The sequence below is a fragment of the Nitrospira sp. SG-bin1 genome (assembly GCA_002083365.1).
Taxonomy (GTDB): Bacteria; Nitrospirota; Nitrospiria; order Nitrospirales; family Nitrospiraceae; genus Nitrospira_D.
Genome location: LVWS01000038.1, coordinates 162,538 through 177,237 on the forward strand (window position 1 = coordinate 162,538; position 14,700 = coordinate 177,237).

15 protein-coding genes, 1 tRNA gene and 1 other RNA gene are annotated in these 14,700 nt (G+C 56.3%); 15 read left to right on the forward strand and 2 right to left on the reverse strand.

Going from position 1 to position 14,700, the window contains the following annotated elements:
• The first annotated feature begins 6 nt into the window (after positions 1-6).
• The 3 genes from A4E19_08360 to hisB are packed head-to-tail and all read left to right on the forward strand — an operon-like array spanning position 7 to position 2,590.
• Positions 7-705: an ATP phosphoribosyltransferase gene (locus tag A4E19_08360; protein ID OQW31614.1), complete on the forward strand. Its 699-nt coding sequence runs from the start codon at positions 7-9 to the stop codon at positions 703-705.
• Positions 702-1,985, forward strand: a complete 1,284-nt coding sequence (locus A4E19_08365) for a histidinol dehydrogenase (protein OQW31615.1) — start codon at positions 702-704, stop codon at positions 1,983-1,985. The genes A4E19_08360 and A4E19_08365 overlap by 4 nt, the downstream gene beginning before the upstream one ends.
• Positions 1,982-2,590, forward strand: a complete 609-nt coding sequence (hisB, locus tag A4E19_08370; protein OQW31616.1) for an imidazoleglycerol-phosphate dehydratase — start codon at positions 1,982-1,984, stop codon at positions 2,588-2,590. Before A4E19_08365 ends, hisB begins: the two co-directional genes overlap by 4 nt.
• A 257-nt stretch (positions 2,591-2,847) precedes the next feature.
• Here hisB and A4E19_08375 read toward each other — a convergent pair whose 3' ends face one another.
• A complete protein-coding gene (locus tag A4E19_08375; GenBank protein ID OQW31617.1) occupies positions 2,848-3,102 on the reverse strand; it encodes a hypothetical protein in 255 nt (84 codons plus the stop codon).
• Between the two features lie 336 nt (positions 3,103-3,438).
• Here A4E19_08375 and hisH point away from each other — a divergent pair, with 336 nt between their 5' ends.
• The 10 genes from hisH (at position 3,439) to A4E19_08425 (ending at position 12,215) form a co-directional block, all read left to right on the forward strand.
• Positions 3,439-4,047 (forward strand): imidazole glycerol phosphate synthase subunit HisH, encoded by a 609-nt coding sequence (gene hisH, locus A4E19_08380; protein ID OQW31618.1) that lies wholly within the window; start codon positions 3,439-3,441, stop codon positions 4,045-4,047.
• Positions 4,048-4,187: 140 nt separating this feature from the next.
• Positions 4,188-4,787 (forward strand): hypothetical protein, encoded by a 600-nt coding sequence (locus A4E19_08385; GenBank protein ID OQW31619.1) that lies wholly within the window; start codon positions 4,188-4,190, stop codon positions 4,785-4,787.
• Between the two features lies 1 nt (position 4,788).
• Positions 4,789-5,514 carry a 1-(5-phosphoribosyl)-5-((5-phosphoribosylamino)methylideneamino)imidazole-4-carboxamide isomerase gene (locus A4E19_08390; protein OQW31620.1) on the forward strand — a complete coding sequence of 242 codons (726 nt, stop codon included), beginning with the start codon at positions 4,789-4,791 and terminating at the stop codon, positions 5,512-5,514.
• A gap of 67 nt (positions 5,515-5,581) precedes the next feature.
• Positions 5,582-6,403, forward strand: a complete 822-nt coding sequence (locus A4E19_08395) for an imidazole glycerol phosphate synthase subunit HisF (GenBank protein OQW31621.1) — start codon at positions 5,582-5,584, stop codon at positions 6,401-6,403.
• Positions 6,390-7,034 (forward strand): bifunctional phosphoribosyl-AMP cyclohydrolase/phosphoribosyl-ATP diphosphatase, encoded by a 645-nt coding sequence (locus A4E19_08400; protein ID OQW31636.1) that lies wholly within the window; start codon positions 6,390-6,392, stop codon positions 7,032-7,034. Before A4E19_08395 ends, A4E19_08400 begins: the two co-directional genes overlap by 14 nt.
• A 10-nt stretch (positions 7,035-7,044) precedes the next feature.
• Positions 7,045-7,389 carry a histidine triad nucleotide-binding protein gene (locus tag A4E19_08405; GenBank protein ID OQW31622.1) on the forward strand — a complete coding sequence of 115 codons (345 nt, stop codon included), beginning with the start codon at positions 7,045-7,047 and terminating at the stop codon, positions 7,387-7,389.
• A 121-nt stretch (positions 7,390-7,510) separates the two neighbouring features.
• On the forward strand, positions 7,511-9,337 hold the full coding sequence (locus tag A4E19_08410) for a hypothetical protein (protein ID OQW31623.1): 1,827 nt from the start codon (positions 7,511-7,513) through the stop codon (positions 9,335-9,337).
• Between the two features lie 2 nt (positions 9,338-9,339).
• Positions 9,340-11,154, forward strand: coding sequence for an RNA polymerase subunit sigma-70 (locus A4E19_08415; GenBank protein OQW31624.1), 1,815 nt, complete (start codon positions 9,340-9,342; stop codon positions 11,152-11,154).
• Between the two features lie 154 nt (positions 11,155-11,308).
• Positions 11,309-11,385 (forward strand) — tRNA-Met (locus A4E19_08420).
• Between the two features lie 53 nt (positions 11,386-11,438).
• Complete coding sequence (locus tag A4E19_08425; protein OQW31625.1) at positions 11,439-12,215, forward strand: hypothetical protein; 777 nt, start codon at positions 11,439-11,441, stop codon at positions 12,213-12,215.
• A gap of 220 nt (positions 12,216-12,435) precedes the next feature.
• Here the strand turns inward: A4E19_08425 and A4E19_08430 are convergent, their stop codons facing one another.
• On the reverse strand, positions 12,436-13,104 hold the full coding sequence (locus tag A4E19_08430) for a hypothetical protein (protein OQW31626.1): 669 nt from the start codon (positions 13,102-13,104) through the stop codon (positions 12,436-12,438).
• Positions 13,105-13,214: 110 nt separating this feature from the next.
• On the opposite strand from A4E19_08430, the gene A4E19_08435 reads away from it, so the two are divergent.
• Both A4E19_08435 and rnpB read left to right on the forward strand, forming a co-directional pair.
• Positions 13,215-14,081 (forward strand): peptidase, encoded by an 867-nt coding sequence (locus A4E19_08435; GenBank protein ID OQW31627.1) that lies wholly within the window; start codon positions 13,215-13,217, stop codon positions 14,079-14,081.
• Between the two features lie 91 nt (positions 14,082-14,172).
• An RNA gene (gene rnpB / locus A4E19_08440) (RNase P RNA component class A) lies at positions 14,173-14,599 on the forward strand.
• Positions 14,600-14,700 lie beyond the last annotated feature (101 nt).

Below are 14,700 nucleotides of genomic sequence, written 5' to 3' on the forward strand. Positions count from 1 at the left end.
AGTCCCATGCTGACCATCGCGTTGTCAAAAGGAAAACTCATCGAATCCGCGCTGACGCTCTTTCGGAAAGCGGGGTACGAAATTTCCGGGTTGTCAGGAGAGAGTCGGCGGCTGATCTTTGTCAGCCCACAACATAACATGACCTTCCTCATCGTCCGACCCAGTGACGTGCCGACCTATGTGGAATACGGGGGGGCCGATGCCGGGATCGTCGGGAAAGACGTTTTGCTGGAGCAGGAAAGTGATGTATACGAACCATTGGATTTAGGATTCGGAGCGTGTAGAATCTCGGTCGCCGCGCTCCGTGGAGAGGGATCCACCGATCGCCTGTCGTCCAAGATTCGCGTGGCGACAAAGTATCCCCGGATCAGTGAGCGCTATTTCAATACGCGCGGGATTCCGGTGGAGATCGTCAAGTTATACGGCTCTATCGAGCTGGCTCCGGTGGTGGGGTTGGCGGATCGTATCGTCGATTTGGTCGAAACCGGCAGTACGCTGAAAGCCCACGACCTTGTGGAAGTGGAAGTCATTACGCAATCGACGGCTCGTTTCATCGTCAATCGCGCGAGCCTTCGACTCAAGCAGGAACCGTTGATGGCGTTGATTCGTAAACTCAGGGCGGTATTACCGAACCAGCGAGCACTATCGAGCAACGGGCGTCCTCGGACTGCCGGCGCGCGTCGAAAGAAGATGGTCCGTACATGAAGATTGTCACGCAGGCAGATCGCAGTTTTCTTCCTTCCTTGAAAAAAGCTGCGCTTCGAGGGCGGACGACCGGCGCAGCCGTGGAAAAAACCGTACGCAACATCCTGCAAGCCGTCGAGCGAGGCGGCGATAAAGCCGTGCTTCGTTACACCCTCCAATTCGACAAGGTCACGCTGAAGGCGGAGGCGTTACGTGTCACATCGGAGGAGATCAAGAGCGCCTACTTTCAGATCCGGAAAGACGAAGGCGATGCGCTGAGACTCGCCGCTCAGCGAGTGACATCGTTCCATGAGCGGCAACGGACGAAGACCTGGATGTATCAAGACGGCGATGCCACGTTAGGGCAGGTTGTCGGGCCGGTCGACGCAGTTGGGGTGTATGTGCCGGGAGGAAAAGCCGTCTACCCCTCTTCCGTCTTGATGTGCGCGATCCCGGCCAAAGTGGCCGGCGTGCCGCGTATCGTGATGGTCACGCCGCCCCAGAAGGACGGGATCAATCCCTATTTGCTGGTTGCGGCGGACATTGCCGGAGTGACGGAGATTTATCGCGTTGGCGGCGTTCAGGCGATCGCGGCACTTTCTTACGGGACCAAGACCATCGCGCGCGTCGACAAGATCGTCGGACCGGGCAATATCTACGTGGCGACGGCCAAACGATTACTCTATGGCATCGTCGGAATCGACATGGTCGCCGGTCCGAGCGAATTGTTGGTGGTGGCCGACGACGAAGCTAAACCGGCCCATGTGGCCGCCGACTTGCTCTGTGAAGCCGAGCATGATGAAGACGCCCAGGTATTTCTTGTCACGACATCCGAACGATTGGCCAAAGATGTGTCCAAACTCATTGAGGCTCAACTCAAAGGCCTTCAACGAGAAAAGATCGCCTCGAAGTCCATTGCGCGCCATTCGGTAGCGTTTGTCGTGTCCTCCATGGACGAGGCCATCGAAGTTGCCAATGAAATCGCAGCCGAACATCTGACGCTGTCCGTGGACAATCCGTTTGATTACCTGGAGAAAATCCGCCATGCCGGAGCATTGTTCTTGGGACGATACACGCCGCCGGCAGTCGCCGATTATATTGCGGGTCCGAATCACGTCTTGCCGACCGGCGGAACAGCACGGTTCTTTTCACCGCTGTCCGTCAATGACTATGTCAAGGTCAGCAACATCGTGCACTACACGAAACAAGAATTGGCCAAAGTGAAAGATCCGTTGGTGCGGCTGGCGCAGATCGAGGGGTTCGATGCCCATGCCAAGTCAGCGCTGAGCAGGTTTTCATGAAGAAGAATGGATCGGCTCCACGACAGGCGAGCATTCAACGAGCCACCAAAGAAACCGATATCCGTGTCGAGTGGACTTTGGACGGCAGCGGGCAGGGCAAGATCGACACCGGCGTCCGGTTCTTCGACCACATGCTCGAGCTGCTTGCCAAACACGGATTTTTCGATCTGACGGTCCAGGCGAAGGGCGACATCGACATCGATGAACATCACACGGTCGAAGATGTCGGGATCGTGATGGGAAAGGCATTGCACCAGGCATTGGGTGAAAAAGCCGGGATCAAACGATTTGGGTTTGCCTCGGCGCCGCTCGATGAAACCTTGGCACAGGTCACCGTTGATCTCAGCGGTCGGCCGTTCCTTGTGTACAACGTGACATTGCCGGATCGGAAGATCAAAGCCTTCGATCTCGGCCTGTTCGAAGATTTCTTCCAGGCCTTTGTGACTCACGGAGGCCTGAACCTACACGTGAATCTGCTCTATGGCCGCAATCCTCACCACATCATGGAAGCCATCTTCAAGGCGCTGGCCAAGGCGATCGATCAAGCCACGATGCTGGAAGAGCGGCTGGCGGGGAAGGTGCTCTCGACAAAGGGGATGCTGTAAGGGATTTGGAAATAGCATAATTTGTCAGTTTGAGGAGAGCGGGTTCTGAAAGGGTGCGCGCCCCTTCGTCTTTTGAGTCGGTGAGCTGACTCATGCAGAATGACGGGAAGATCGCTGCGTGTTTGTGGGGTGAGTCTTTCTCCCACTGATGCGAGAGAATGTCAGCGGTGTGCAGCGATGAGCATGCATCGCGGTTGTCTTGAGGCACACCAAGCTTCCGCTGGCTGACCACATACATGGCAAGATCGATGGCCGTTTCACAGGCTCGCTGTAGATTTAAGACAACGGTATCCCTGCTTGATTGTCAATTCGGTTCTGTTGTCCCCCGCATGTTCATCCTGAATCCGCTGGCGGCACCGCTCAATGCTGGCGGCTTCGTTGAGGATCACTTCATCAGCCATACACCAGCCCGCAGTTTGTAAACCCTTCAAGATTCCACGCCGTTCTTCATTCAGCCTGGCATAGTCTGAATAGACGTACATTTCGAATTCTCGACGGGCTTGTTCGTCCATAGCGCTCCGGCCCGGGAAGATCTACGTCACTGTCGGGGCGGGCGATTCCCTTCGCCTGTGAGCCAAATCGATACAGTGCGATTAATCCACGGACTGACTTGTTCATGTATTCCACTAGTCCTGTGTCATTCTGTCATTCATAGGTCGCTCCGCCGACTTGCCGAGTTCAGGTTACTGTTCGGTCCCATTCTGTCAATCGAAAGACCTCAAGCCCCTCATATCTGGGTGGGCACTGCCTGGTGGAATCGGGGACATAGATTGCCAGTGGCAGGAACCATCCAGTTGCGGTATTGTTACCCTTCCACATATGGATATATTCCATAAGGGGATAACTCCATGATCGCCATCATTGACTACGGGATGGGAAATCTTCGCAGTGTCTCGAAGGCCTTCGAGGCCGTGGGACATCAGGCGATTGTCACGCGCGAGGCGGCTTCGATTCAAAACGCCAGTCATGTCGTCCTTCCGGGAGTGGGAGCTTTTGGAGACTGTATGGCGAACTTGAAACAGTATGACCTGATTGAACCAATCAAGGCGGTAATTCAATCGGGGAAACCATTCTTGGGGATCTGTCTAGGGTTCCAGCTATTGTTTACGGAAAGTGAGGAATTTGGCAGGCACGAAGGACTCGACATTTTCCCGGGCAAAGTGAGAGCTTTCTCAAAGGATCGGACACTCAAAGTTCCGCACATGGGGTGGAATCAAATCAGCATCCAAAGTAGCTGTCCGTTGTTCCAAGGCATAGCCGACGGATCCAATTGGTATTTTGTGCATTCCTATTTTGTGGATCCACGTGACGGGCACATGACCGCCACCACGACGACGTACGGCATTTCCTTCACATCGAGTATCTGGAAGGACAATGTGGTCGCGTGCCAGTTCCACCCAGAGAAGAGCCAGGCGGTCGGGTTACAATTGATCAAGAATTTTGGAGCGTGGAAGTGAGGGTATACGGTCTGTTATCTCGCACGATTCTGATGACAAGCGCTGTTGCTTTGGTAACTATTGCAACAGGGTGTAGTGGATCAAAAGTCACGACGAAATCTGCCCCAGAACTCTCCCGTTACCACATCCGCTCCATCGCCTTGATACCGTTTACGTCGATTGCTACACCCCAAGCGCGTGATCAAGACGATCTCTTTCTTCCAATCCCGGAGAGTGTCCGTCGGTCCGACATCTCCTTGGCGATTCCGCGGGACATTCAGCCTACATCCAAACAAACCATGCTGGTACCCGGATATGCGGCGGAGAAGGTGACGGAATTGTTCTGGGGACGCCTCCAGGATCGAAGGGGAGTGCAAGTGTTGTCTCCTGGTGAGGCGGTCAGAGTCTCTTCGGCGGATGAGGAACTGTCCAAAATGGGAGCGGAAAAGGCTGCACCCGCCGTTGCCAAACGACTGAAAGCGGATGCAGCATTATTGGGCGTCGTATCGGTGTACCAGGAACGGGTGGGCAGTCGGCTTGGAGCCGACCCTCCGGCGACGGTGGGTTTTGAGGCCAAAGTCGTGGCGGCTGATGGACAGGTACTCTGGGTCGGTGGCTATTACGAACGGCAGCGACCCATGGGCGAGGATCTACTTGGATTTTTTCGAGGATGGGGTTTCCTGACGGCGGCGGAACTCGCCGAATACGGGGTTGATGCGGTCTTGAAAGACTTTCCGTTCGGTGTGGGGGAGGGCAAGTAGCGTGCTGGTAATTCCCGCGATTGATTTGAAAGACGGGCGCTGTGTGCGGTTGCGCCAAGGCGATATGGCGGCGGAAACGGTCTATTCGAACGATGTCACGGAGGTCGCCAGTAGGTGGCAGCAACAGGGAGCCAGCCTGATCCACGTCGTGGATTTGAACGGCGCGGTGGACGGCGAACCACGCAATCTATCCCAAATTGAAGCCGTGCTGAAGACGGTGAAGATTAATGTGCAGATCGGCGGCGGCATCAGGACGATTCAGACGGTTCGGCGCTATCTTCAGGCCGGGATGTCGCGCGTCGTTCTTGGCACGGCCGCGCTGACGGATCGGACGTTTCTCGAACAGGCCTGCAAAGAATTTCCTCGCCGAATTTTATTGGGCCTCGATGCGCGTGGCGGCATGGTCGCCGTGAAGGGATGGACGGCGGTGTCGGAAACGAGCGCCATCGATCTCTTGAGGGAGGTAGGCGGGCTGGCGATTGGAGCGGTCATTTATACGGATATCGCACGGGATGGGATGTTGAACGGGCCGAATCTACCGGCGCTGAAGGAAGTCGTGACTTCGTCATCGTTTCCCGTGATCGCTTCGGGGGGGATCAGTCGGATCGAGGATCTTCTTGCGGTGCGATCGCTCGGTCCCAAGGTGGAGGGCGCGATTGTCGGCAAGGCTCTCTATGATGGCAAACTGGATTATCAGGCTGCAGTGGCCGCGCTAAGTCAGAGGTGAAAGACACAAGAGAAACTGATAAAGAAGAATCGAGCGGGTTCTTCAGAATGTCCTCAAGCACAATCGTATGTTGACTAAACGCATTATTCCCTGTCTGGATGTCAAAGAAGGACGTGTGGTCAAGGGCGTCAGCTTCGTGAATCTCCGCGATGCCGGAGATCCGGTCGAAGCAGCGGTCGGGTATGACCGGGAAGGGGCGGATGAGCTGTGCTTCCTCGATATCACGGCTTCGCATGAAAATCGAAAGACGATCCTCGACGTCGTTGAGCGGACGGCGGCCCGAGTATTCATGCCGGTGACGGTCGGTGGGGGCGTGGGGACGCTCGACGATATTCGCGCCCTGTTGAATGCCGGAGCAGACAAGGTCAGCATCAATACTGCGGCAGTCCGACGACCGGAGTTCGTAAAGGAGGCCGCGCAGCGTTTTGGGACCCAATGCATCGTCGTGGCCATCGATGCAAAACACATAACGGGTGATCGTTGGGAAGTCTTCACGCACGGTGGTCGTCAGGCAACGGGATTGGATACGGTGGAGTGGGCAAGACGGATGGCCCAGTACGGTGCCGGTGAAATTCTGTTGACCAGCATGGATCAGGATGGCCGGCAAACGGGGTACGACTTGGATCTGACGTCAGCCGTGTCTGGCGCTGTGTCGATTCCCGTGATTGCGTCCGGCGGGGTTGGCACGTTGGAACATCTATACGATGGATTTGTGAAGGGCAAGGCGGATGCGGTCTTAGCCGCTTCGATTTTTCATTTTCGGACCTATACAATCTTCCAAGCCAAGGCGTATTTACGTGAGCGTGGTGTCCCCGTCCGGTTCGATGGCTTTTCACAAGCGGCATCACACGATGAGTCAAGGATCCGTGGATCAGCTGCAGTTCGATAACGAGGGACTCCTTCCGGCCGTCATTCAGGATTGGCTCGATGGGACGGTGCTGATGCTGGGATACATGAACCCGGAAGCCTTCGCGAAGACGGTCGCGACGAAGAAGGTCCACTTTTGGAGCCGGTCCCGAAACAGGCTGTGGGAAAAAGGGGAAACCTCCGGTCATTGGCTCCATGTCAAGGAACTTTTTGTCGATTGCGACAACGACACGATTCTGGTGAAGGCCCAGCCGGGTGGACCGACGTGTCATACCGGCGAGCGAGCCTGCTTCTTTTCCAAGTTGGACGAGCAGGGCAAGATGATCGGAAATACAACACAGGATGCGGCGGGGGGAATCCTTGACTCGGTGTTGCGGACCATCTGTGAGCGCCGTGCGCATCCTCAAGCCGGGTCCTATACGTCGAAACTGTTCGAGGGCGGCCATGACAAAATCCTGAAGAAGGTAGCCGAAGAGGCCGGAGAAGTCCTCTTGGCGTCCAAAGGCGGCAGGAAAGAGGAAATCGTCTACGAAGTGGCCGACTTGTTCTTTCACACCCTGATGGTTCTAGGGTATCACGATGTGGCTCTGCACGATATTTATGAAGAGTTGGGCAAACGATTCGGCACATCCGGATTGAGGGCGGAGAAGTGAGGAGCCGACCATGAACGACTGTTTGTTCTGCAAAATCGTGGAGAAGACCATTCCGACTAAGATCGTTCACGAAGACGACGAGACTCTGGCCTTTGACGACATCCATCCGCAGGCACCAGTGCATACCTTGGTGATTCCCAAACGGCATGTCACCTCGATTCAGGATCTGGGTGAGTCCGATCAGGCGCTGCTGGCACGGTTGCTGCTGACCTGTACGAAAGTCGCGAAGGACAAAGGGGTGACCGACTCAGGATTCCGTCTCGTGACGAACACCGGACGACATGGCGGTCAAACCATCTTTCATCTGCATTGGCATGTTATGGGGGGACGCCGAATGGGCTGGCCTCCCGGCTGACAGAAACTCCGAATTGACAGGTTTTCCACTCGTCTGTTAATCTGAACGGTCAATTATTCCGATTACTTAGTAACCGACTCGTCCGGTCGTGCGCGACGGGAGCGTAGGAGCGGAGACTCTCGTGGGCCGAGGCCTGATTTCCGACGATATCAAGAATCGAATAAGAGATCGGGTCGATATCGCGGACGTCGTCGGGCAGCATGTATCGCTGAGACGGGCCGGCCAGAACCTTGTGGGACTGTGCCCCTTTCATCAAGAAAAGAGCCCCTCTTTTTCGGTCAGTCCTTCCAAACAAATGTTTTACTGCTTCGGCTGTAAGGCCGGAGGCGATGTCTATGCCTTTTTGACCAAAATTACCGGAGCTTCGTTCCCGGAGGTGCTCCGGGAACTCGGAGACAAGGTAGGTATCGTGGTCGAGGAGTCGCCCGCAGAACGAATGCAACGCGGGCAGACTCATCGCACTGAAGAAATCAACCGGGTCGCGATGACTTGGTTTCAGGCCAATCTGCGCGATACGCACATCGGCGCCGCAGCACGCGACTATCTGAACCGACGGGGCATCCAACAATCGACGGTGGATGTCTTCCGGATCGGAGTATCGTCTTTAGAATGGGATGGATTGATCAAATTTCTGTCCCGCAAGGGATTTTCTCATGGCGAGATGGTGACCGCTGGGCTCGGAACCTCGCGAACCCACGGGAACGGGTACTACGACAAGTTCCACGGACGACTCATGTTCACGATCACCGATCTGCGCAAGCGTGTGGTGGGATTCGGCGGACGCGTGCTGGACGACCGCATGCCCAAATACCTCAATTCCCCCGATACACCCCTGTTCAAGAAAGGGCAGACGCTGTATGCCTTCGATCAGGCGCGCGAAGCCATCGTTCGAACTAAAACGGTGATTGTCGTGGAGGGCTATTTCGATGCGATCGCGCTCCACCAGGCAGGACTTGCCCATACCGTCGCCACGCTGGGGACGGCTCTGACGGCCGAACATATTCAGGCTCTGCGGCGGTTTGCCGACCAGGTCGTGTTGCTCTTCGACCCGGATGCAGCCGGAGTAAGTGCGGCGTTGAGAGGTTTGGATCTTTTCGTCAACAGTGGATTGGGCGTCAAAGTCGTCACGTTGCCGGCAGGGGAAGACCCCGACACGTTTGTGCGGAAGAAAGGCGCCGACGCGTTCACCAGGCTGGAAGCGGCGGCGCCGAGTCTCCTGGATTATGCGCTGAACCATACGGTCATGCAGGCCGATGTCGGCTCGCTTGAAAGCCGCATTCGAAGCGTCGACGAGGTCCTGCGCATTCTGCAGAAGAGCGAGCATCCGATCGAGCGGCAGGAGCGCATGAGGATCGTGGCGGAACGCCTGGGCATCAGCGAAGCGAGGCTGATCGAGCGTTATCCGGTGCTGCTGGCTCAACCGAAACGAGGTGCCACGACCGCGCCACGCACGCCGCCCGTCCCCGGAATGCCGCTCAATGCCCTGTTCAAGGGTTCGCCGGAAGAGCGGGATCTCCTTGTACTGCTGCTGCACGGACAATTGGCGCCGGCCGATATCCGACGCCTGCGACCGGAGTCTTTTACCGTCGCGACCTGCCGCAAGCTCGTCGAGATTGCGCTCGCTCATGTCGACCGGGAGGGACGCATCAGTCTCCGACCCGTCTTGGATGAATCGGCGGGAGATTCCGACTGTGGGGCCTTGGCGGCGGAATTGTCGATGCGCGAGGATCACTTCGACGACGTGCCGGCGCACGTGAAAGCCTGTTTGGATCGTCTGGACCAGAAGCGGTCGGAACAGCGACTCAGAGAGCTCATCGTCAGCCTGAGACTCGCTGAACGCGAAGGGCGAGCGGAGGATGTGCGAATGTTGAATGTGCAGATCAATGACGTACGGATGCGGAAAGCCGGCACGCCGACCGCCGGTGTGGTTTCATTGGTGAAGGAGTAGTCATGGCGAAACAAGAATTATTGGGCGAGGTCAAGAAGCTGATCACGATCGGAAAGGAAAAAGGATTCCTGACGTACGACGAGCTCAACAGTACCTTGCCCGCTGAAGTGGTGTCCTCGGATCAATTTGGCAACATCATGGCGATGTTCGGTGAGATGGATATCGAAATCGTCGAAGCCACGGACGGCGAACGGGTTCAGAAACGGTCTGAAGGGGACGTCGGCGAGGAGGTGGAGGATGTCGAGTCGGATTCCGACGAGGAAAACGATAAGGCCATCGATCTGACGCCGGGTGCGCTGAGCCGTACCGACGATCCCGTGCGGCTGTACCTCAAAGAGATGGGCAGCGTGGCGCTGCTCAGCCGCGAGGGGGAGATCGAGATCGCCAAGCGGATCGAGGAGGGGAAAAACGACATTGCCTCGGTGATCTATGGGATGCCGATGACCATCGAGTTCGTTCTGGCGCTCCGTGACCAGCTGAAGAACGGGAAAATCGATGTGCGTGAGATCGTGCCGGTGCAGGAGACGGAGGAAGACTTTGAAGAAGAGCAGCAGCCGGTGGAACGGGATTACGAGGAACTTCGAGTCAAGACGCTCGATGCCTTGAATTCCGTGCGGAAAGTCTCTCTCGCGCTGAAGGCCTTGGCGGAGAAGAGCAAACATCTCGGCACCGATCCGGTCAAACACAAGAAGTTCAAGAAGCAGTTCGATGCGGTTCGTCAACAGGTGGTGAATAAGATTGAGTCCGTGAATCTTCATGGCGTGCTGAAGGATCGGATGGTCCAGCGTGTCCGCGATCTGGCGGTGCAGATCCGTGTCGCCGAACGGGAAGCGATCAGTTGCCAACGTCGGATCGGTGTGGGAGGGGAAGCCGGTGCCGAATTGCTGAGGAAGATGTGCCGGAGCCGCCAGGACTTCTTGGCGGTCAAGCGCAAGACCGGTGTGTCGGAAGAAGCTTTGATGGAGATTCGGAAGGTCTATCAAACCGCCAAAGCGAAGATTCGCCAGTTGGAAGCGGAAGAGGCGCTCGTCCCGGCCGAAGAGATCAAGGATGCGGTCAAGCATCTCGATATTGCGGAAGAAAAGGTCAAGCGAGGAAAAGCGGAGCTGGTCGAGGCGAATTTGCGGCTCGTCGTCAGCATTGCAAAGAAATACACGAATCGAGGCCTCCAGTTCCTCGATTTGATTCAGGAAGGCAATATCGGCCTGATGAAGGCGGTGGACAAATTCGAATACAAGCGCGGGTACAAGTTCAGCACCTACGCGACCTGGTGGATTCGACAAGCGATTACGCGGGCCATCGCGGATCAAGCGCGCACCATCCGAATTCCGGTTCACATGATCGAAACGATCAATAAGCTCATTCGTACTTCCAGACATCTTGTGCAGAAACTAGGTCGTGAACCGCTTCCCGAGGAAATCGCGGAACGCATGGATTTGCCGCTCGATAAAGTCCGAAAAATCCTGAAGATTGCCCGTGAACCGATTTCGCTCGAAACGCCGATCGGTGAAGAGGAAGACAGCCATCTGGGCGACTTCATCGAAGACAAGAAAGCCGTCTCTCCGCTGGAAGCGGCCATTCGTTACGACTTGCAGCGGCAGATCAACAGCGCCTTGGAAACCTTGACGCCCCGCGAGGAGAAGGTCTTGCGAAAGCGGTTCGGGATCGGTGAAGCGACCGATCATACCTTGGAAGAGGTGGGGCAGGACTTCGAAGTCACCCGCGAACGTATCAGGCAAATTGAGGCCAAGGCTTTGAGGAAATTGCGGCATCCGAGTCGCAGTAAAAAACTAAGGAGTTTCGTCGAAAGTTTATAGATTTCGGAGTGACGGCGACGTGATTTGACTCTGCTCGGAGCAGCGGCCTAGAATCCGTTTCGGGATATCATCCACTGTTGAGGCCGAGACCGACGGACGTCGTCAGAGATGATTCGCTCATCCAGACGTCGGCCTACATCGATCCGTTCCGGTCGGGCCCATAGCTCAGGTGGTTAGAGCGGCTGACTCATAATCAGCTGGTCCTAGGTTCAAGTCCTAGTGGGCCCACCAGTCCGGTAGGCGGCTGGCCCGTTCAGTGCGCTGGCATTGATGGAAAGGATACGTTGAACCAAAAGCTGTCTCCGCTCATTGAACTGCAAAAACTCGATCTCCGGATCATGGAGATCACCGAGCTCCGCCGAAAGATCCCCGAACGCCTTCACGCCGCGGAAATTCCTCTTCAAGAGGCGACCCAACTCCTGAATGACACGAAGGCCGCCGTCGAGGCCGCCGTGAAAGAACGTCGTGCGCACGAAAAGGACCTTGAGGCGCATGAAGCTCATACGGACAAGATGAAATCACATGCGGCTAGTCTCAAGACCAACAAGGAGTATCAGGCGCATTTGTTCGAGCTCGAGCTGGCGAACAAGAAGCGGGGAGAGTTCGAAGAAAAGATTCTGTTGGCCATGGAAAAGGTCGATGAGCTTCAGAAGAAGGCCAAAGAGCTTCAGGAGAAACAACAGACTCATGGAAAGGCATTTACCGAGGAAAAACGAGGGCTGGAGACACAAGACAAAGAACTGGCGAAGGAACTGGCACGACTCGAAACGGACTTTCGGGAAGCATCCGCGCAGGTGGAAAAACCCCTCCTCGATCGGTACAACCAAGTCAAAGCGTCTCGCAAGGACCAGCCGCTGGCGGCGGTTCGCGGTGGTATCTGTACGGGCTGCCGCCTTCAGATTCCCCCTCAGCTCATCGCGCAAGTCAAACGCTCCGACGATCTACAGATCTGCCCCTATTGCCGGCGGATGTTGTACTGGGAAGGGGAGCCGGCGACAGAAACCGCATCTGCCCTCAGTGAAGCGAAAAAAGCCGATATGGAAGTGGGCGAGTCGGTCTGAGGGTGTCTAAGCCTTTCCCGTCACCACATTTAGACTTAATCCATCTTCTCATTGCTCGAGGAAGATAGTTTGAGACACTCGGGTTTCTATCAGACGGACTTGCCTACGAGCATGATGCCGATGACGTACTCCTTCCAGCCATTTTCTTCGTCAATCAGCAACAGCGAATGCCTTGGCTTTTGATGCCACCATTTACAGATAGTCCAATGTGAAGGCAAATCTATGTCAGGCTAGCAAGTACGGCTTGAGTAGTTTTGAAATGCAGTTTGGCTACTGAGCCGAGCCGTTCCTTTCCGTGCTTCTTGATGATCATCTTCGCCGCTAATCCGACAGCGGGAGAGGCTCCTTTCGGGAGAGTTGTTCCTACGTCACCAGAGAGACGTTTGAGACGAATCAGAAACTCCGCCCGCGCGAGAATCGAGGCCGCGGCGACGGCCAAGTCGGATTCCGCTTTCGTTCGCTGCTCTAAAACAATCTTCTTCCCTTTTTCCTGTAATGCGTTGAGGATCAGCCGTTCGTCTCCAAACTGATCGGAGATCGCTCGTTCGCAGACGACGCCGCGCTCCAATAAATTTTCCAATGCCTTCGCATGGCCCCAGGCGAGCAGGCGGTTGAGATTTTTGATCTTGGTGTACAGTTCGTTGTACTTCTGAGGTCCGATAGCGATGACGCTGTGGGGGCAAATCGTCTTGATATCGGGGGCCAGTTCGAGCACACGCCCATCGGAGATCTTCTTGCTGTCTCGAACTTGCATGAGAGCGAGTTCACCTTGGGTGGTGGCGTCGACGAACACCGCGGCGATGACCAGTGGGCCGAAGTAATCGCCCTTCCCGGATTCGTCGATGCCGATACGCTCGATGCTATGGCGGGGGCGTGATGCAGTCGTCAACCTTGGCTCCTCTGGAAATCTTGTTCAGACGGGCGGTAATCTATCAATCGATGCCAGACTGGTCAATCGGACCAGGATCTGATGGACGAGGCAATGGTTGGAGGTTGAGGATGTGGACCCAGAGACTTGTACGTGCAACGGCGCTGGCCTGTCTCCTGATGGGGGGCATTGCGTTGGCGGGATGCGAGACGAATCCCTATACCGGTCGGAAACAGTTACTCATGACGTCGATTGGCCAAGAAATGCAGATGGGAGCTCAAGCCTACAATCAGATCAAGGCCGACCCCAACATGCGACCCTCGCAAGACCCTCGCGAGATCGAGCCGGTCAAACGGGTGGCGGCTCGGATCGTCGAAGCGGCAAAACGATCGAAGTACGCCCAGATGGCTCAGCAGTTTCAATGGGAAGTCACGGTCATCAAGGATGACAAGACGGCGAACGCGTTTGCATTGCCCGGAGGCAAGATGGCGGTGTACACGGGTATCTTCCCCATGGCCAAAACGGAAGCGGGATTGGCGGCGGTGATGGGACATGAGGTCGTGCATGCGTTGGCTCGCCATGGCGCGGAGCGCATGGGCCAAGGGCAGGTTGCGAATACCGTGCTTCAAGTCGCCGGCGCGGCGATCGGGCTCAGCGGCGGAAATCCCATGCTCGGCCAGGCGACGATGGCCGCATTGGGGGCCGGTGCGCAGGTCGGTGTGCTGCTTCCCTTCAGCCGCAAGCATGAGTCTGAGGCCGATTATGTCGGAATTCTCTTGGCCGCTGATGCCGGGTACGATCCACGTGAGTCGGTAGCGCTGTGGGAACGGATGGCGAAGGCATCGGGCGGTGGAGGACCGGCTGAATTCTTATCCACTCACCCCGGCCACGGGACCAGGATCGACCAGTTGAAGGAATGGATGCCGGAAGCAATGGCCATTTATCAGAAAAGAGCTCCCATGCCGGCCACTCCTTTACCCGAAGTAGGTGCGAGGTAAAGGTTCTTACTGTCTGCGGTCCGGTCGCAATCGAGGATCGGTCAGTCCGCTTGTTCCGATCCGCTCCATTCTTTATACTGTCTCGGCGTGAGTGGAAGACTGGATGGTCGCTCGGTGGGTTCCCATCGAGAGGAAAGTCCGGACTCCACGGGCAGGGCGCTGGGTAACTCCCAGGCGGAGCAATCCGACACCAGCACCACAGAAATCAAACCGCCGATGGCCCACGCGACGGATCCCAATCTGGTCGCTGCGGCTCAGGTAAGGGTGAAACGGTGGGGTAAGAGCCCACCGCGGTGGTGGTGACATCGCCGGCACGGTAAGCGTCGCCCGGTGCAAGGCCAAATAGGAAGACATGTGCGGCGCTCCTCATGGACCGTTGCGCACCGACTGGCCCGGTCGAGGTCTTCGGGTAGGTCGCTTGAGGTTCGGGGTAACTCGAATCCCAGAGAAATGATCATCCATGCAAAGAGGGTAACCGCTTTGCGGGACAGAATCCGGCTTACAGGTCTTCCATCCACGCTCTTCCCCGTCGCGCATCCTTACTGATGCATGCCAGGTACTCGATGTTTGTTTGATGGCTCCTGAGACGGTGATGTCAAGCCGCGTGTGTAAATTGACG